Genomic DNA, 17,600 nt, shown 5'->3' with positions numbered 1-17,600 from the left:
TCACCCCGGACTTGATCCGGGGTCCCGCTAGGCAACGGTAGCAGCGGGACCCCGGATCAAGTCCGGGGTGACGACGATTGAAACCCAATGCGTAAACCCTAAACCGCCTCCGCGCCGCGGGCGATGGCGACGACGCCGGTGCGGCCGACCTCGACCAGCCCGCATTCGCGCATCAGCGCGACGAAGCGGTCGACCTTTTCGCTGTTGCCGGTGATCTCGAAGATGAAGCTGTTGATCGTCGTGTCGACGACCTTGGCGCGAAAGACGTCGGCGAGGCGGAGCGCCTCGATCCGCTTGTCGCCGGTGCCCGCGACCTTGACCAGCGCGATCTCGCGCTCGACATGCGCGCCCGCGTCGATGAGGTCGGTGACCTTGTGGACGGGGACGAGCCGGTCGAGCTGCGCGATGATCTGGTCGATGACCGGCGGCGGGCCCGAGGTGACGATGGTGATGCGCGACAGCGCATGGTCGGCGGTGATGTCCGCCACCGTCAGGCTTTCGATATTATAGCCGCGCGCGGTGAACAGCCCGGTGATCTTGGCGAGCACCCCGGCCTCGTTGTCGACGGTGACGGCGAGCACATGGCGCTCGCCCGTTTCTGTGGTGATTTTCATGTCAGTTCCAGACAAGCTCGAATAGGATTCCGGGGCGCTCATCCGGAGCCATGATGAAGCTGCCTACGGCGTCGTAGGCCAAGCTGAAATCCGTTTGGTTTGACAAGTCTATTTGGTCGATCGGCTGAAACCCGCCATCGTTCCATAAAATAAACTTGTCCGCACCCAGGATTCGCAGTCCCGCCTGCTTCAGTTCCGAGAGAGCCGCGGCGGCATTGTCGCGCTCAAACAAAGTCAATGCCCCGCGCGAAATACTCGCGGCTTGAAACGTAAAATCATTCATCACACCAGCGCTTTCGCTTCGTCGTCCATCGTGCCGGTGATGTCGTTCGGCTGGAGGATCATGTCGGTGTGCGCCGCGCCCGACGGGATCATCGGGAAGCAATTGGCGAGCTTGGCGACGCGGCAGTCGACGATCACCGGGCCCGGCGTGTCGATCATGGTGCGGATGCCCTCTTCGAGTTCGCCGAGCGTGTCGATGCGCAGCCCGGTCCACCCGTAGGCGTCCGCGAGCTTCACGAAATCGGGCAGGCTGTCCGAATAGCTGTTCGAATAGCGGCTTTCGTAGGTCAGTTCCTGCCACTGGCGGACCATCCCCATCCATTCATTGTTGAGGATGAAGATCTTCACCGGCAGGCGGTACTGCGCGACCGTGCCCATTTCCTGGATGTTCATCTGCAGGCTGGCTTCGCCCGCGATGCAGATGACGAGGCGGTCGGGCTTGGCGATCTGCGCGCCGACCGCGGCGGGGAAGCCGTAGCCCATCGTGCCGAGCCCGCCGCTGGTCAGCCAGCGGTTGGGGGCGGAGAAGCCGAAATGCTGCGCCGCCCACATCTGGTGCTGGCCGACCTCGGTCGTGATGATCGGGTCGCGGCCGCGCGTCGCGTCGAACAAGGCCTTGACCGCGCGCTGCGGCATGATGTCGGCGCCGGGCTCCTTCTTCTCGGGAAAGTCGAGGCAGCGCGTCGCGCGCCAGCCATCGATGCGGCGCCACCATTCGCCGAGGTCGCGCGCCTTGTGGCCCTTGTCCTGCCACGCCGCGATCAGCGCATCGAGCGCGCGCCCGGCGTCGCCGAGCACCGCGACGTCGACGGGGACGATCTTGTTGATCGAGCTGCGGTCGATGTCGATGTGGATCTTCTTCGCGTGCGGCGCGAAGGCGTCGAGGCGGCCGGTGACGCGGTCGTCGAAGCGCGCGCCGACCGCGATGATCAGGTCGGCGCGGTTCATCGCCATGTTCGATTCATAGGTGCCGTGCATGCCGAGCATGCCGAGCCACTTCGGATCGTCCGAGGGGAAGGCGCCGAGCCCCATCAGGGTCGAGGTGATCGGCGCGCCGGTCAGCGACACGAGCTGGCGCAGCGCGGCGCTGGCGTCGGGGCCGGCGTTGATCACGCCGCCGCCGGTGTAGAAGACCGGGCGCTCGGCCGCGGCGATCAGGTCGATCGCCGTCGCAATCGCGTCGGCGTCGGGCTCGACCTGGGGGCGATAGCTTTTGTGGGCGATCTTTTCGGGCACGGCATAATCGCCGGTCGCGACCTGCACATTCTTCGGAATGTCGATCACCACCGGGCCGGGGCGGCCGTGGGTCGCGATGTGGAACGCCTCGTGGATGACCGCGCCGAGCCGGTCGGGGTCCATGACCAGATAATTATGCTTGGTGCAGTGGCGCGTGATGCCGACCGTGTCGCATTCCTGAAAGGCGTCGGTGCCGATCAGCGCGGTCGACACCTGGCCGGTGAGCACGACCATCGGGATCGAATCGAGCAGCGCGTCGGTGATGCCGGTGACCGCGTTGGTCGCGCCGGGGCCCGAAGTGACGAGCACGACGCCGGGCTTGCCCGTCGCGCGGGCATAGCCCTCCGCCGCGTGGGTCGCCGCCTGTTCGTGGCGGACGAGGACATGCTTGATCGTCGGATGCTTGTAGAGCGCGTCGTAGATGGGAAGGACCGCGCCGCCCGGATAGCCGAACACCGTGTCGACCCCGAGGTCGACCAGCGCCTGAACCACCATGTCGGCACCACTCATTTCCGTCACGACCTTGCTCCTTCCTTCCTCTTTCGCCCGCACGCCGGGGCGCGCTTGTGCGCTGCAACAGACGGCGGGCAATAGGTGTATGATTCTATCCTGTCAACAGTCTATCATGTAATTTTATTGCTATTTTATTGATAGAATCGACGGATAATGACTCGTCGTGACGCTGCCAATCGGCTGGGAGCTGGTGGCGGAACCAGGTATATTGCCGCTTCGCATATTGCCGCGTCGCCGCCCGCGCCCGGTCGAGCGCCTCCTCGCGGGAGATTTCGCCGCGCAGCCAGCCCGCGACCTGCGGCACGCCGATCGCGCGCATCACCGGGAGATCGGGGTCGAGATCGCGCGCGAGGAGCGCCGCCACTTCGTCCGCCGCGCCCGCGTCGAACATCGCCCCGAGCCGCGCATCGCAGCGCGCGCGCAGCCAGTCGCGCGGCGGCAGGAGGACGAGCGGGACGAGCGCGACCTCGTCCACGATCCCACCCTCGCGCGCCCGCTGCCAATCGGCGAGCGGACGGCCGGTCGAGCGCACGACCTCGAGCGCGCGCGCGACGCGAGCGGCGTCGGCGGGGGACAGGCGCGCGGCGGCGGCGGGGTCGAGCGCGGCGAGCGCGGCGTGCGCCTCGGCGACCGGCATCGCGCGCACCCCGGCGCGGATGACGGGGTCGATGTCGGGCACCGGGGCGATGCCGTGGAGCAGGGTGCGCAGATAAAGGCCGGTGCCGCCGACGAGGATCGGCACGTCGTCGTCCTCCCACGCGCGGGCGAGCGCGCGGCGCGCGTCGGCGGCCCAGCGCGCGGCGTTATAGGCCTCGGCGCCGTCGACATGGCCGAAGAGGCGGTGGGGGACGCCGGCCATCTCGGCGGGGGAGGGGCGCGCGGAGAGAATCGCCAAATCGCGATAAACCTGGCTCGCGTCGGCATTCACCACTTGCGCGCGCCCCACCGCCTGCGCCAAAGCGACGGCTAGCGCGCTCTTGCCGCTCGCGGTGGGCCCGGCGATAAGCGCGAGCGGAGGCCTGCGCCCCGAAGAGGAAGAAGGAGATGCCATGTTCGTTGCGACGCTGATAGCAGCCGGAAAGCTGACGGGCGAGGTGGTGCGCGAGGCGATCGACCGTCTCGACGCGACGGGGCACGAAGTCGGCGCGCCGCACTGGCTCGACGAGGGCGACGCCGCCGATATCGTCTTTCACGGCAGCCTGGTCAGCGCGCGCAGCGAACTCGCCAAGATGGACCATGGCGCGCTCGACGTCGTCGTCCAGCCGCTGGGCGACCGGACCAAGAAGCTGCTGATCGCCGACATGGATTCGACGATGATCAGCTGCGAGTGCATCGACGAACTCGCCGACTATGCCGGGATCAAGGCCGAGGTCGCGGCGATCACCAAGAAGGCGATGCGCGGCGAGGTCGATTTCCGCGGCGCGCTGATGGAGCGGGTCGCGCTGCTCGGCGGGCTCGCCGAGGGGGTGCTCGCCGAATGCCGGATGGAGCGCGTGCGGTTGACCCGCGGCGCGCGCACGCTGGTGCAGACGATGAAGGCCTATGGCGCGCACAGCGTGCTCGTCACCGGGGGCTTCACCGCCTTCGCGCACCCGGTGGGCGAGGCGATCGGCTTCGACCGGGTGGTGGCGAACGAGCTGCTGCTCGAAGGCGGCAAGCTGACCGGCAAGGTCGCCGAACCGATCGTCGACAAGGACGCGAAGCTCGAGACGCTGAAGGGCGAGGCCGCGAAGCACGGCCTGCCGCTCGCCGACACGCTCGCGATCGGCGACGGTGCGAACGATATTCCGATGATCACCGCGGCGGGGCTCGGCATCGCCTATCACCCCCACCAGGCGGCGGCGGACGCCGCCGACGCGGTGATCCGGCACCACGACCTGACCGCGCTGCTGTGGGCGCAGGGCTATTCGCGGCGTCAGTGGGTGCTGGGGTAGGGCGGGCGAAGACGGGTTTCGACCGGTTGCGGTCGTTCGCAGTTGAGGTAAGCTGCGGCCATGAGATCATCGGCCTGTATCATGGTAGCGATCCTTGGAGGGTGCGGTAGCCCGACAGCATTAACGGCACCGACTGCGAACGAAGCCGAAATCGCCTCGGTGAAGCTCGCGCGTGTGGAATGGGACAACGCTTGGAAGGGTCGATGCTTGCGGCATAGACTCGATTGGCTTGCTCCCGGCGTCGAGTCCGATCTTCTGGACGATTTTGGTCAGAAGCTCGATCCTCGGGCGTACTCAAGATATGATCGGTTGAATGATATCCCCAAATTTTGCGGGGCCGATGAACGCTGGGGCCAGTCGTGCGACGTCAACGTGAAGAGGCGTGCGTTACACGAAATGGGCCTGCTTGCCGATTTTGCGGAGTTTGCTTGCGACCGCATGATTTGCATTGGACAATCGGATTGCCACAAACCTTAGAACCACGCCGCGCGTTCGTCCCTTTCGGTCTGGCAGGGCGATCCCAGGCGCAAGGCTATTCGCGGCGGCAGTGGGTGCTGGGATAGGGCGGGCGAAGACGGGTTTCGATCGGAAGCGGCCATATCCGACATGTACCCCGGCGAAAGCCGGGGCCCAGGGCGTCGTCGCGCGGCACTGGTTTTCTACCGCCCTGGACCCCGGCTTTCGCCGGGGTACACAATGGAATGGAAACGTCCGCTCCCCACCCCAAAGCTGTCGTTGCCTATTGATCGACCACCAGGCAGGCCTGGCCGCCTTTCTTCACCGTCGCGCAGAAGCCTTCGGCCTCGGTCTTGCTCGCGAAATCGCCGGCCTGGAGGCGGGTGAGTTTGCCGTTCTTGACGAGATAGGGCTGGCGCGCGGCGAAGGCGGGATATTTCTTTTCGAGGCTGGTCCACAGCTTGCGGGCGTTGCCCTCGACGCCGAAGGCGCCGAGCTGGGCGCGCCAGGCGCCGGTGGCGGCGCTGCTGCGGACCGGTGCCGGGGCGGCGGCGGGTTTCGCGGGGCTCGGGGCCGGGCCGGCCGCCTTGACCGGTGCGGGGACAGGAGCAGGCGGCGGGGCGACCGGCGGGAGCGGGCCGCTCTCCGGGGGCGCGGCATAGGTCGTGCCCGGCGCTGACGGCGGCGGCGCGGCGGCGGTTTTCACCGGGACCGACGCCGGCGGCGTGGCTTCCTCGGCGGCGATGCTGACGGCGGTGTCGGCGGCCGCGGCGGCCGCCCTCTCGGCGGCGGGCGAGAGCGCGGGCTTCGGCGCCGGCGGCAGCGGGGCCGGTGCCGGGGCCGGTGCGATCACCGGCGGCGGCGTGTAGCTGGCGCCGGGGATCGAGGCGGGGAGGCTCGCGGTCTTGACCGGCGAGGGGGCGGGCTTCGGCGCGGGCGGCGCGGCGGCGCTGACCGCGGCGAGGCGCGCGCGCGTTTCGGCCTTTTCCATCTCGGGCAGCATCGCGAGGCCCTTTTGCCGCTGTTCGAGCGGGATCAGATGGTCGAGCTGGGCGAGGCGCGCCGAGGCGATCTGGAGCCCGGCGTCGCTCGCGCGCTTGGTCAGCGCATAGGCGAGCGGCCAGTCTTCCGACGCGAGGTCGCCGTTGAAGTGCGCGGTGCCGAGGACATATTGCGCGCGCGGTTCGCCGCGCGCCGCCGAATGGACGATGTAGGGCATCGCTTCGTCGCGGCGCCCCGCGGTGAAGAGGACGAGGCCGAGATTATCCTCGGCCTGGAGATGCCCCTGTTTCGCGGCGCGGCGATACCAGGCCTCGGCCTGATCGAGATCGGAGGGGACGCCGCGGCCGAGCTTGTAGGCCTGGCCGAGGTTGAACTGCGCGTCGGGATCCCCCGCGACCGCGAGCGGGCGCCACTGGGCGACGGCGCCCTGGTAATCGCCCTTTTGCCAGGCATCGACGCCATCCTTGACGTCGGCGAAGGCCGGAACCGCGAGCGTTGCGGCCGCGAGCAGCGGCAGGGCGAGCGAAACGGCGGTGCGGAATGAGCGCATCGAAATTCTCCAATGACCTTTGTCACCCGTCGAGTGACCAGTCCCCGAAAAAGCCGCCTAACCCCAAATGGCTAACACCCCGTTAGCGAAGAGCGCGGCAATCCCGCTTTTGATCCGGGATGGCACAGTTCGTTCTTAGCCGTTTGTTTACCACATATGCCAACGGGCCGTTCACCCTCTTTTTATCATCGTTAACCCAATTTTAGCGCCCCGCATGTCATTCCTCCGGCCGATTTTGGATATTCAGGGGGACAGTCGTGCGCGTTTTGGCATTGGCTTCACAGAAGGGCGGGTCGGGCAAGACGACCTTGTCGGGGCACCTCGCGGTGCAGGCCCAGCTTGCGGGCGCGGGCCCCGTCGTTCTGATCGACATCGATCCGCAGGGCTCGCTCGCCGACTGGTGGAACGAGCGCGAAACCGACCTGCCGGCGTTCGCCCAGACCACCGTCGCGCGGCTCGCCTCCGACCTCGAAATCCTGCGCCAGCAGGGCTTCAAGCTCGCCGTGATCGATACGCCGCCGGCGATCACCATGGCGATCCAGAGCGTCATCTCGGTCGCCGAACTGATCGTCGTTCCGACGCGCCCGAGCCCGCACGACCTGCGCGCCGTCGGCGCCACGGTCGACCTGTGCGAGCGCGCGGGCAAGCCGCTGGTGTTCGTCGTCAACGCCGCGACGCCCAAGGCGAAGATCACCAGCGAGGCCGCGGTCGCGCTGTCGCAGCACGGCACCGTCGCCCCGGTGACGCTGCACCACCGCACCGATTACGCCGCGTCGATGATCGACGGCCGCACGGTGATGGAGGTCGATCCGAACGGCCGTTCGGCCGACGAAATCCGCCAGCTCTGGACCTATATGAACGACCGGCTGGAGAAGAATTTCCGCCGCACCGTCTTCGCATCGCCGCTGCCCACCCAGGGCAATTACGGCGCGGTTCGTCCGATGGGCGGGGGCTTCGGCCGCCGCATCGCCGGCCAGTAAGGGGAGGGCTTGAACGATGGGCGAACCCAAACCCCTCGCATCGCTGAGCGCCGGCCTGCTCGCCCGCAAGGGCGGCGCGCGGCCCGCCATGCGCCGCCAGCCGCTCGGCAGCGGCCCCGGGCCGCTCGCCGGCACCGGCTACGACGATCTCGGCTGGAACGACATGGGCTATGACGTCGATCCCGATCAGACGTCCGAACCGGCGCACATGGTCGACCTGAAGCCGCTGCTGACCGGATCGGTGCTCGCGCACAACCCCGAGGCCGAACATGCGGTCGACGAAAGCGCCGATCATGCGATCGCTGAAGCGGCGTTCGCGGCCGAGCCCGACGAATCCTTCGTTCCCGAAGTGCCCGAGATCGTGCGCCAGCAGGAATCGCTGATCGACCGCGTCGCCGCGGTCGCGCGCAAGGTCGAGCAGCGCCCCGCGCCGAAGGCGAAGGCGCCGCGCGCGCTGCGGGCGCGCGAAAAGGCGGCCTTCACGCTGCGCCTCGATGCCGAGCGCCATCTGCGGCTGCGGCTCGCGAGCGCGGTCACCAATCGCTCCGCGCAGGTCATCCTGACCGACCTGCTCGATGAATATCTGTCGTCGCTGCCCGAAATCGACGCGATGGCGAGCCGCCTGCCGGCGGCGCGCCCGGCGCGCCGGACGGCCTAGCACCGGATGAAATGGGGGGACCTTCCATGAACCGCAAAATGCTGATGAAACTCGCCATGTCGGGCTTCGTTCTGGGGATCACGGCGACGGGGTGCAGCGGCATGGGCCCGCTCGCGACCGCTTCGTCGAACGTCGGAGCCAAGGCCGAAGCCGCCGCCAAGGCCGCGGACAAGGCGCGCGCCGCGCTCGAAAAGGGCAAGACGGGCAAGGCGGTCGGCCTCGCCGAAGCCGCCGTCGCCGGAAGCCCGCGCGACGCGGGCTATCGCGCGCTGCTCGGCCAGGCCTATCTGAACGACGGCCGCTTCGCCTCGGCCGAGGCGGCGCTGGGCGAGGCGATGGAGCTGGGCGCGAAGGACGGCAACACCGTCATCGCGCTGACGCTCGCGCATATCGCGCGCGGCAACAGCGCCGACGCGCTCGCGCTGCTCAAGGCGAACAGCGATGTCGTTCCCGCCTCCGACGCGGGCCTCGCGCTCGCGCTCGCCGGCGACAGCGAGTCGGCGATCTATGTGCTGACCGCCGCGGCGCGGGCGCCCGACGCCGGCGCGCGCACCCGCCAGAATCTCGCGCTCGCGCTCGCGCTGTCGGGCCGCTGGGCGCAGGCGCGCATCCTCGCGTCGCAGGATCTGTCGCCCGCCAAGGTCGAAACCCGCATGACCGAATGGGCGAAGCTCGCCGAAGCGGGCGACCAGCAGCTTCGCGTCGCGAGCCTGATCGGCACGAAGGCGCAGACCGATGCCGGCATGCCGGTGCGCCTCGCGCTCGCCAATTTCGCCGACACGCAGATGGCCGCGGCCCCGGCCGACGGCACGGTGCTCGCCAGCGCCGATCCGGCGTCGGTCGACAGCTATGCGCCGCCGCCGCCGGTCGCGATCGATGCGGGCGGTGCCGACGCGCCGATCCGCACCGTCGAACTGCCGATGCCGCAGCGCGTCGCGGGCGCCGCGGTGCCGGTGACCGAGCTGCCCTCGCCGAGCGCCACCGCACCGGTGATCGTCGCGGACGCCGCGCCCTATCGCCACGCGCCGCGCGTTGCGGGCGACAGCGCCTCCGTTTCGCAGGCCGCGGCCGCCGAGGCTGCGGTCCGGCTGGCACCGCAGGCGTTCGATGCAAAGAATCCCTCGGGCTGGGCGGTCCAGCTCGGCGCCTATGACAGCCTGGGCATCGCCAAGGAAAAATGGGGCGTGCTCAAGAAGCGCAACGGCCAGCTCGCCGCCTTTCCGGCGTCGAGCCATTCGGCGACAGTCAAGGGCCGCACCTATTACCGCCTGACGGTCAACGGCCTGAAGAGCCGCGCCGACGCCAGCAGGCTGTGCGGCGAGCTCAAGGCGCAGGGTCAGCGTTGCTTCATCCGCCAGATGGGCGGCGAGAGCATCCAGTGGGCGGCGAAGGCAAGCCCGGTGCGGATGGCTTCGCGCTGAATTCCGCTCCATCGAAAACAGCAAGAGGGGAGGAAGCGCGGTCCCGGCCGGCTTCCTCCCCTCGCTGCTATCCGTTCACGCCGCCGGCAGGCGCGCGAGGGTGGCGACGAGCTGCGCCTGGCTGCTCGCTCCCGTCTTGCGGAAAATGCCCTTGAGCAGGAAACGCGCGGCGTTGAGGCTGACGGCGCGCTCGGCGGCATAGGCGGGGAGCGTTTGGCCCGCGGCGAGCGCGACCGCGAGGCGCGCTTCGGCGGGGGTGAGGGCGAACCATTGCGCGACGCGGTCGATCTCGACCACCGGCGCCTCGCCCGGCGCGCTTCCCATGGTGACGATCAGCGAGGCGCCGAGCGCGACGCCGCCGATCTGCGCCGCCGACTGGCGCGCGATCCGCGCCGCGAGCACCGGGCATTCGGCGCCCGCCTCGTTCGCGGCCTGAAAGGCGAGCCCCGCCGGCGCATCCTCACGGGTGAGATCGAGAAGCCGTTTGTGGCTCGCGGGATGGGTGAAGGCGAAGCGGTCCTGCGCGAGGGTGATGAAGCCCGCCCGCTCGTAGCGCGCGGCGCGGCTGTTCGCGGCGAGGATATTGAGCTGATCGTCGAGGCTGAAGATCGCGAAGGGCGCGGCGTCGGCGGCGGCGCGCGCGGCACCCGCGGCGAGCTCGAGCGAGGCGATGCGGTCGCTGATCCGCATCGCGCGCTGGATATGCGGGGCGAGGATGCGCAGCCCGCGCTTGAGCGACGCGACGTCGCGGTCGCCCGGCCCCGGCAGCATCAGCCCCAGCCGCTCGCCGCCGCGCCGGTCGAGCAGCACCCCGACGAGCCGGTCGATCCCGTAGGGGCGCAGGAAATTGCGGAAGAATTCGGATTCCCAGAATTCCTCCTGCGTCATGATGTCGTAGCTGTCGACGACGCTGCCGTTCGCGTAGCGCGTGAACTTGCGCGACCAGGGGTGGCTGCCGGCATAGACGGCGGTGTAGATTTCCTGGATGCCCGCCGCGAGCCCCGAGGCGGCGACGAAGCGCGCGCGCGGCGGGCTGTTGCTTTCCCACAGGATGAAGGCCGATTCCCAGCGCAGCGGGCAGAGCGCGCCGGTGATGCGGGCGAGCGTTTCGTTCCAGCGTTCGGGGTGGAGGACCGAGTCGTAGATATGGCCGATCAGCGTGTCGAGAATTTCCCATTCGGCGGCCGCGTCGGCGCGGCTGGGCGATGGGCTTGGAACGGGATCGATCGGCACGCAGGTCCCCCGGCTGAGCACTCTTCCATCTGCTGATTTAGACGATGCTTCGGTGCTGCCAAGCCGCAAAACGACGGAAAAATTCGCCGCTCCTACCCGGTTGGGTAGCGAAAGACGGCGGGAGAAGGTTCATCCCCTGAACGCGACCCAAGTACGGGGAGGCTCACAAGGCCAATTCGTGCTTCTTGAAGCCCGCCGGATTCGTCCGGCGGGCTTCCTTTTCGATGGGCGATCGTATCGGTTGCGAAGGCTGGCGGGAGGTCGGCTTTTGGGGTGGATTTGAGCCATTCCCCTCCCTTTTAGGGAGGGGTTAGGGGTGGGTGCGCGAGCGGAGCGAGCCCGGAAAAAGAACGCCGCCTTGTGCGGCTACCCACCCCCAGCCCCTCCCTAGAAGGGAGGGGAGAAGGTATGGCCGCAACCGGCCGCAATCCGCCCATCGAGGGAATCAGCGGATGCGCTGGCCGCCTTTCCACATGGCGGTGGCGCGGCCCTGCATGGGCATGCCGTCGAACGGGGTATTGCCCGCCCACGCCGCCATTTTCTTCGCATCGACCTGCCACGGGGTGCCTTCGTCGACCAGGATCAGGTCGGCTTCGAGCCCGGCTTCGAGGCGGCCGGCCTCGAGCCCGAGCAGCTTCGCCGGATTGGCGGCGAGAAGGTCGAAGAGGCGCGCGGGGGTCACATGGCCGTCGCGGACGAGCTGGAGGCCCATCGCGAGCAGGGTTTCGGCGCCCGCCATGCCGGGCTGCGCCTCGGCGAAGGGGAGGCGCTTGTCCTCGGGCCCGCGCGGGTCGTGGCCCGAGGCGAGGACGTCGATCGTGCCGTCGGCTACGCCCGAGAGACAGGCGTGGCGATCGTCCTCCGACCGGAGCGGCGGCGACAGGCGCGCGAAGGTGCGGAAATCGCCGATCGCGGTGTCGGAGAGGAAGAGATGCGCCGGGGTGATGCCGCAGGTGACGGGCAGGCCCTTCGCCTTGGCCTCGCGGACGAGATCGAGCGCACGCGCGGTGGTGACCTGGCGGAAATGGATCGGCGCGCCGGTTTCCTCGACAAGGCAGAGGTCGCGCGCGATCGCCATCGCCTCGGCGATCGGCGGCGCCGAGGCGAGGCCGAGGCGCGTCGCCATCTCGCCGTCGGTCGCGACCGCGCCGTGGGTGAGCCCTTCGTCCTCGGCGTGCGCGATGACGGTGAGACCGAGCGACGCGGCGTAAGAAAGAACGCGGCGCATCACCCCCGAATCGGCGATGCGGGCGCGGCCGGTGGCGACGGCGCGCGCGCCCGCCTGCTTCATCAGGCCGATCTCTGCGAGTTCGCGGCCTTCGAGGCCTTTCGTGGCGGCGGCGAGCGGGTGGACCCAGAGGTCGGGTTTGCCGCCCTTCGCGGCGCGCTCGACGAGCCCCATATTGTCGAGCGGCCCGCTGTCGGGCATCAGCGCGGCGCAGGTGATGCCACCGAAGTGGAAGGCGGGCTTGTCGGTCGCGAACACGCCGAGGTCAATGATGCCGGGGGCGAGCCATTGGCCCTTCGCGTCGAGGGTCTCGCATCCCTCCGGCGTTTCGGCGGGGTTCAGCGCGGCGATGCGGCCGTGGGCGACGAGCAGGCTGGCGCTCTCGCCGCCGAGCAGGCGCGCGTTTCGGATCAGGAGCGGGTTCAGTTCCATCCCGGCACTCCCCGCTTGCGGCGCGTCAATATGTCGAGGCACGCCATGCGGACGGCGACCCCCATTTCGACCTGCTCGGTGATCGTCGAGCGCGCGGGGTCGTCGGCGACGCTGCTGTCGATCTCCACCCCGCGGTTCATCGGGCCGGGGTGCATGACGATGGCGTCGGGTTTGGCCTTTTCGAGCCGCTGCGGCGTGAGGCCGTAGAGCGCGTGATATTCGCGCGCCGAGGGAAGATAGGCGCCGTCCATCCGTTCGTTCTGGAGGCGGAGCATCATCACGACGTCGGCGCCCGCGACCCCCTCGTCCATGTCGGTGAAGGTCGCGACGTGCATCCGTTCTATCGCGGGCGGGATCAGGGTCGGCGGCGCGACGACACGCACCTCGTTGCCGAGCAGGGTCAGCGCGAGGATGTTCGAGCGCGCGACACGGCTGTGGAGCACGTCGCCGCAGATCGCGATGGTGAGGCCTTCGACCTTGCCGAGGCGGCGGCGGATGGTCAGCGCGTCGAGCAGCGCCTGCGTCGGATGCTCGTGACGGCCGTCGCCCGCGTTGAGCACGGGGCAGTCGACCTTGTCGGCGATGAGCTGCACCGCGCCCGAGGCCGAATGGCGGATGACGATCGCGTCGGCGCGCATCGCGTTCAGCGTCATTGCGGTGTCGATCAGCGTTTCGCCCTTCTTCACGCTCGACTGTGCGGCGTGCATGTTGACGACGTCGGCGCCGAGGCGCTTGCCCGCGATCTCGAACGACAGGAGCGTGCGGGTGGAGTTTTCGAAAAAGGCGTTGATGATGGTGAGCCCCGCGAGCGCATCGTCATGCTTGGCGGCGCCCGAGCGGTTGAGATCGACCCATTGTTCGGCGGCGTCGAGGATGTAGGAAATTTCCCACGGGGTGAGCTGCGCGATGCCGGTCAGGTGGCGATGGCGAAAGGCATCGCCGCCGGGCGGATAGTCGCTGGCGGGTCGGGTGGTTGCGTTTGTCATTAAAGCCGAGCGTCTAGGCGGGAGATGCGAAAATCGCAAGCGATGATCCTCCCGGCGATGTCGTCGTCTGGCTTTGGAAGGTTCGGTTATTCTCCTCGTCACCCCGGGCTTGATCCGGGGTCCCGCTCAGCAACGTCGAGAAGCGGGACCCCGGATCAAGTCCGGGGTGACGAAGCAGAAAGAATATGCTCGGCCCCTCCACCACCCTGCGGGTGGTCCCCCTCCCCGTTCCGGGGAGGATCAGCGCGTCAGCGCGTCGATCGCGCCTTGCAGGATGAAGGCGGCCGCCGCGCTGTCGACGCGCTCGGCGCGCTTGGCGCGGCTGACGTCGGCGGCGATCATCGCGCGCTCGACCGCGGCGGTCGACCAGCGCTCGTCCCAGAGCAGCACGGGGAGGGCGAGGGGAGCGAGGTTGCGGGCGAAGGCGCGCACCGACTGGGTGCGCGGGCTGTCGCTGCCGTCCATGTTGAGCGGCAGCCCGACGACGAGGCCGACGATCGATTGCGCGGCGACGAGCCCGCGCAGCGCCTCGAGGTCGGCGGCGAATTTCCTGCGCAGGATCGTCTTGTCGGGCGTCGCGAAGCTCCACCCCGCGTCGCAGAGCGCGACGCCGATGGTCTTGGTGCCGACATCGAGCCCGGCGAGGCGGCCGCCATCGGGGAGTGCGGCGGCGAAGTCGGGGGCGGCGGTGGTGATCATCCTCGCCCCTTAGCGGTCATTGCGAGCGAAGCGAAGCAATCTCCAGCGGGCAACGGCGCGCAAGGTCGAGGGCTGGAGATTGCCGCGTCGCTTCGCTCCTCGCAATGACGATCTCAGGATTTGGGCGTCGCGGCGTCCGGTGCGGGCGTCGCCACCGGCGCCGCGGGCGGCGGGACCGGCGAGGGCTTGCCTTCGAAAGTCGCGAGCCGGCGCAGCACGTCGGCGCGGACGTTCGCCCAGAAGAGGGTGATGTCGAAGACGTGGTAATTGTTGCCGGGAAGGACGTAGCTCGGCGCATAATCCTTTGCGACCTCGGCATCGCCGATCATCAGGAAACCGCGCGTGTCGTCGCACCGGGCGCCGATCACCCCTGGAACGAGCTCGCCCTTCTTGAAGCCGTCCTCGGGCTTCAGCGTACCGATATTGGCGGCGGCGGGGGCTTCGGTGTCGGGGATGCCGGTGATCGGGTTGGTGCAGAGCATCCGCGTCTCGCGGCGCGGGCGGCCGTCGTAGCCGATCGTGCCGTCATAGGCGCCGGTGACCATAGAGGTGTCGGCGGGCTCGGCGAAGCTCGCCCAGCCGAGAATGCAGTTCGCCTGTTCGGGCGTCTCGCAGGCCGGCAGGCCGAGCGCGGCGAGGTCGGTGTCGCGGCTGATCGGCCAGCCGACGACATAGGCGGCGACGACGCGCTTCGCGAGCGGGGTGCCGGCGATGCGGTTCTTGATCAGCGTTTCGATATGCAGCGCGCCCTGGCTGTGGCCGGCGAGGATGATCGGCCGGTCCTTCGGCTGCGCGGCGAGGAAGGCGTCGAACGCCTGCTCGACGTCGCGATAGGCGGCGTCGATCGCCTTGCCCGCGGTGACGCGGTCGGTGGCGAGGAAGGCGCCGAGCGTCGCCTGGCGGTAGCGCGGCGCCCAGACCTCGCCCGCGTCGGCGAAGGCGCTCGCCATGCCGCGCATGAAGAGGTCGGCGCGGTAATTGGCATCGCGGTCGTCGAGCGGGGCGTTCCAGCTCGACTTGCTGTAATAGCTGGTCGGGTGGACGAAGAAGACCGCGGCGTCGCCCTTTTGGGCCGCGGGAGCCGCTGCCGTCTGGGCGGCGTTCGCGGGCGGGATCAGCTGATCGCGCGACTGCGCCGCGGCGCTGTCGGGCGGCGCCGCTGGGGTTCCGGCGAGTTCGGGGCGCCAGGCCGTTGGATCGCTATCCAGCCCCGGGCGCGCGAGCCACATCGCCGGATCGTTATAGGCGTTGGGCGCGATCGCCGCCTGCGGCTCGAACTCGGTCGACGGCACGAAGGCGACGCGGCCGAACCAGCCGGGCGCGAGCTGATAGGCGATGCCGACGCCGAGGACGAGGAGGATGATCGCGGCAATGAGGTAGAGGAATTTGCGGGCCAAGCGGGGCTCCATGCGGGGCGGGGAGAGGGTGTGGCATGTCTCTAGCCGCCGTTCAAATCGGCGTCACCCTGAACTTGTTTCAGGGGCCATGGCCCACTCTTGAACGAGATGCAGCGCGGGCCGAGGGGGCAGGCCATGGATGCTGAAACAAGTTCAGCATGACGAATTTAGAGGGTAGATGTGGGGCATGACCGAACCGTCCGCAACTCCGCCCGCCCCCGAGTCGCCCCGGCCTGTCTCGGCCCGCCTCGACGACAATGACGCGCCCTGGCCGCTGCGGCCGTGGATCATGGCGGCGATCTGCACGGTCGCGGGGCTGGTATTTCATCTGCTGATCGACCGATCCTATGACGCACCCGCCGCGGCGTGGCGCGACGCGCTGGCGGCGTTCGTCGCGATTTCGGCGGTGGTGTTCGTGCTGGGGGTCGAACTGCGCCGCTGGCACTGGGCGGCGGGCTTCGCGGTTGCATGGGGCGCGGTGATGGGGCTGATCACCTGGCATTCGGCGGGCTATAACCTCAATGGGTCGCCGATCGAATGGCCCTTCTGGTCGGGCATCCTCGCGGTGCTCGTCGCGACGCCGCTGTTTCAGACGCGGCGCGACGTCGCGCCCGACGCGCGGTTCTGGAAGCTGTGGCAGATGCCCTATGCGCGGCTGCACAGCCATGCGTGGACCGACGCGGTGATCGGCGCCGCGAGCCTGGCCTTCGTCGGGGTGACCTTCCTGCTCGTCATGCTGATCGGCGAGATGTTCCACCTGATCGGCATCGACCTGATCCGCGACCTGCTGCGCGGCGAATGGTTCGGCTGGATGCTCGCGGGGGCGGCGTTCGGCGGCGCGGTCGGCCTGCTGCGCGAGCGCGACAAGCTGGTTTCGACGCTGCAGCGGCTGGTGATGATCGTGCTCGCGGTGCTCGCCCCGGTGCTGGCGGCGGCGCTGGTCCTGTTCCTGCTGTCGCTGATCGGGACGGGGCTGCAGAAATTGTGGGACGCGGGTTTCTCGACCGCCGCGCTGATGCTCGGCATTTCGGCGTTCGCGGTGCTGCTCGCCAATGCGGTGATCGGCAACGGCGCCGAGGACCGGTCGGCGAACCGCGTGCTGCACGCGGCGGCGGCGGTGCTCGCGGTCGCGGTGCTGCCGCTCGCGATCATCGCCGCGGTGTCGATGCAGGTGCGGATCGGGCAATATGGCTGGACGCCCGAGCGCATCTGGGGGGTGATCGCGGTCGGGATCGCGCTGGCCTATGGAATCGCGGGCGTGATCGCGCTCGCGCGGCGGCGCTGGGATTTCGACGACGCGCTGCGGCCCTTGCAACAGAAGCTCGCGATCGGGCTGATGCTGCTCGCGGCGTTCCTGGCGCTGCCGATCCTCGATTTCGGGGCGATCTCGACCCGCGATCAGGTCGCGCGGCTGGAAAGCGGGGCGGTGAAGGCGGAAAAGTTCGACTGGGCGGCGCTCGCCTTCGATTTCGGGCCGAGCGGGCGACGGGCGCTGAAGGAACTGGCCGGATCGCCGCGCGCCGAGCGGGCGAATCTGGCGAAATGGGCGCTGGCGGCGAAGAATCGCTGGGATCTGTCGACCGACAGCATCCGGACCCCCGACGAGGCGCGCTTCGCCGCGAAGCGGATCGAGGAGCGGGTGCGCGTGCTGCCGGCGGGGCAGACGCTTCCCGCCGAGCTCTACGCGCTGTTCGATCGGCGCGCGTCGTGCCGCGCGTCGATGTGCGTCGCCTATGTGCTGGCCGATGGCCGCATCGCGCAGGTTTCTTCCATCTCCGACGTCCGCTTCTTCGCCCGCAACGCGAAGAGCGGCGAATGGGAGGAGGATTATGGGGCGGTGCGCGTGGCTCAGGAAAGGCGTGCGCCTTCCGCCGATCTCGAAACCGCGACGGTCGAGGTGCGGCCGGTGACGCGGCGACAGGTCTTCGTCGACGGCCAGCCGATGGGCGACGCATTCGAATAGGTTTTCGGGTCCCACC

General features: G+C 69.0%; 15 protein-coding genes. 5 read left to right on the top strand and 10 right to left on the bottom strand.

Annotated elements, in window-relative coordinates:
* Positions 1-98: 98 nt before the first annotated feature.
* The 4 genes from ilvN to miaA all read right to left on the bottom strand — a co-directional run bounded on the left by ilvN (position 99) and on the right by miaA (position 3,696).
* Entirely contained in the window at positions 99-614 is a 516-nt protein-coding gene (ilvN, locus tag CD928_RS06085; RefSeq protein ID WP_095386235.1) for an acetolactate synthase small subunit, read from the bottom strand.
* Position 615: 1 nt separating this feature from the next.
* A complete protein-coding gene (locus CD928_RS06080) occupies positions 616-897 on the bottom strand; it encodes a hypothetical protein (protein WP_095386234.1) in 282 nt (93 codons plus the stop codon).
* Positions 897-2,651, bottom strand: a complete 1,755-nt coding sequence (gene ilvB, locus CD928_RS06075) for a biosynthetic-type acetolactate synthase large subunit (protein WP_176473479.1) — start codon at positions 2,649-2,651, stop codon at positions 897-899. Before ilvB ends, CD928_RS06080 begins: the two co-directional genes overlap by 1 nt.
* A gap of 85 nt (positions 2,652-2,736) precedes the next feature.
* Positions 2,737-3,696 (bottom strand): tRNA (adenosine(37)-N6)-dimethylallyltransferase MiaA, encoded by a 960-nt coding sequence (miaA, locus tag CD928_RS06070; RefSeq protein ID WP_095386232.1) that lies wholly within the window; start codon positions 3,694-3,696, stop codon positions 2,737-2,739.
* On the opposite strand from miaA, the gene serB reads away from it, so the two are divergent.
* Positions 3,695-4,579 carry a phosphoserine phosphatase SerB gene (serB, locus tag CD928_RS06065; RefSeq protein WP_095386231.1) on the top strand — a complete coding sequence of 295 codons (885 nt, stop codon included), beginning with the start codon at positions 3,695-3,697 and terminating at the stop codon, positions 4,577-4,579. The genes miaA and serB overlap by 2 nt on opposite strands.
* A 739-nt stretch (positions 4,580-5,318) precedes the next feature.
* On the opposite strand, the gene CD928_RS06060 is transcribed toward serB, so the two are convergent.
* Positions 5,319-6,587: an SPOR domain-containing protein gene (locus CD928_RS06060; protein WP_095386230.1), complete on the bottom strand. Its 1,269-nt coding sequence runs from the start codon at positions 6,585-6,587 to the stop codon at positions 5,319-5,321.
* A 257-nt stretch (positions 6,588-6,844) separates the two neighbouring features.
* On the opposite strand from CD928_RS06060, the gene CD928_RS06055 reads away from it, so the two are divergent.
* The 3 genes from CD928_RS06055 to CD928_RS06045 are packed head-to-tail and all read left to right on the top strand — an operon-like array spanning position 6,845 to position 9,646.
* Positions 6,845-7,567, top strand: a complete 723-nt coding sequence (locus CD928_RS06055; RefSeq protein ID WP_095386229.1) for a ParA family protein — start codon at positions 6,845-6,847, stop codon at positions 7,565-7,567.
* Between the two features lie 16 nt (positions 7,568-7,583).
* Entirely contained in the window at positions 7,584-8,225 is a 642-nt protein-coding gene (locus CD928_RS06050; RefSeq protein ID WP_095386228.1) for a hypothetical protein, read from the top strand.
* Between the two features lie 26 nt (positions 8,226-8,251).
* Complete coding sequence (locus CD928_RS06045) at positions 8,252-9,646, top strand: SPOR domain-containing protein (protein WP_095386227.1); 1,395 nt, start codon at positions 8,252-8,254, stop codon at positions 9,644-9,646.
* 75 nt (positions 9,647-9,721) lie between these two features.
* On the opposite strand, the gene CD928_RS06040 is transcribed toward CD928_RS06045, so the two are convergent.
* The 5 genes from CD928_RS06040 to CD928_RS06020 all read right to left on the bottom strand — a co-directional run bounded on the left by CD928_RS06040 (position 9,722) and on the right by CD928_RS06020 (position 15,621).
* Positions 9,722-10,879 carry a helix-turn-helix transcriptional regulator gene (locus tag CD928_RS06040; protein ID WP_095386226.1) on the bottom strand — a complete coding sequence of 386 codons (1,158 nt, stop codon included), beginning with the start codon at positions 10,877-10,879 and terminating at the stop codon, positions 9,722-9,724.
* 445 nt (positions 10,880-11,324) lie between these two features.
* Positions 11,325-12,539, bottom strand: a complete 1,215-nt coding sequence (locus CD928_RS06035; protein WP_095386225.1) for a dihydroorotase family protein — start codon at positions 12,537-12,539, stop codon at positions 11,325-11,327.
* Positions 12,530-13,525 (bottom strand): aspartate carbamoyltransferase catalytic subunit, encoded by a 996-nt coding sequence (locus CD928_RS06030; protein ID WP_095386224.1) that lies wholly within the window; start codon positions 13,523-13,525, stop codon positions 12,530-12,532. Before CD928_RS06030 ends, CD928_RS06035 begins: the two co-directional genes overlap by 10 nt.
* A gap of 240 nt (positions 13,526-13,765) precedes the next feature.
* Positions 13,766-14,224 carry a Holliday junction resolvase RuvX gene (ruvX, locus tag CD928_RS06025; protein ID WP_095386223.1) on the bottom strand — a complete coding sequence of 153 codons (459 nt, stop codon included), beginning with the start codon at positions 14,222-14,224 and terminating at the stop codon, positions 13,766-13,768.
* Between the two features lie 113 nt (positions 14,225-14,337).
* Positions 14,338-15,621 (bottom strand): DUF3089 domain-containing protein, encoded by a 1,284-nt coding sequence (locus CD928_RS06020; RefSeq protein ID WP_095386307.1) that lies wholly within the window; start codon positions 15,619-15,621, stop codon positions 14,338-14,340.
* Positions 15,622-15,808: 187 nt separating this feature from the next.
* Here CD928_RS06020 and CD928_RS06015 point away from each other — a divergent pair, with 187 nt between their 5' ends.
* A complete protein-coding gene (locus tag CD928_RS06015) occupies positions 15,809-17,584 on the top strand; it encodes a DUF4153 domain-containing protein (RefSeq protein ID WP_255247056.1) in 1,776 nt (591 codons plus the stop codon).
* Positions 17,585-17,600: the final 16 nt, after the last annotated feature.

It is taken from the genome of Sphingopyxis sp. GW247-27LB, assembly GCF_002277025.1.
In the GTDB taxonomy this organism is placed as follows: Bacteria; Pseudomonadota; Alphaproteobacteria; order Sphingomonadales; family Sphingomonadaceae; genus Sphingopyxis.
The sequence above is the reverse complement of the archived record's forward strand: the minus strand, read 5'-3'. Positions and strand labels throughout refer to the sequence as shown.

Excerpts from the sequence above, each read along its gene's own strand:
- CD928_RS06080 (WP_095386234.1), bottom strand. The coding sequence starts at position 897 with ATGAATGATTTTACGTTTCAAGCCGCGAGTATTTCGCGCGGGGCATTG.
- CD928_RS06030 (WP_095386224.1), bottom strand. The coding sequence starts at position 13,525 with ATGACAAACGCAACCACCCGACCCGCCAGCGACTATCCGCCCGGCGGC.
- CD928_RS06035 (WP_095386225.1), bottom strand. The coding sequence starts at position 12,539 with ATGGAACTGAACCCGCTCCTGATCCGAAACGCGCGCCTGCTCGGCGGC.
- CD928_RS06015 (WP_255247056.1), top strand. The coding sequence starts at position 15,809 with ATGACCGAACCGTCCGCAACTCCGCCCGCCCCCGAGTCGCCCCGGCCT.
- ilvN (WP_095386235.1), bottom strand. The coding sequence starts at position 614 with ATGAAAATCACCACAGAAACGGGCGAGCGCCATGTGCTCGCCGTCACC.
- CD928_RS06060 (WP_095386230.1), bottom strand. The coding sequence starts at position 6,587 with ATGCGCTCATTCCGCACCGCCGTTTCGCTCGCCCTGCCGCTGCTCGCG.
- CD928_RS06050 (WP_095386228.1), top strand. The coding sequence starts at position 7,584 with ATGGGCGAACCCAAACCCCTCGCATCGCTGAGCGCCGGCCTGCTCGCC.
- ruvX (WP_095386223.1), bottom strand. The coding sequence starts at position 14,224 with ATGATCACCACCGCCGCCCCCGACTTCGCCGCCGCACTCCCCGATGGC.
- miaA (WP_095386232.1), bottom strand. The coding sequence starts at position 3,696 with ATGGCATCTCCTTCTTCCTCTTCGGGGCGCAGGCCTCCGCTCGCGCTT.
- CD928_RS06045 (WP_095386227.1), top strand. The coding sequence starts at position 8,252 with ATGAACCGCAAAATGCTGATGAAACTCGCCATGTCGGGCTTCGTTCTG.
- serB (WP_095386231.1), top strand. The coding sequence starts at position 3,695 with ATGTTCGTTGCGACGCTGATAGCAGCCGGAAAGCTGACGGGCGAGGTG.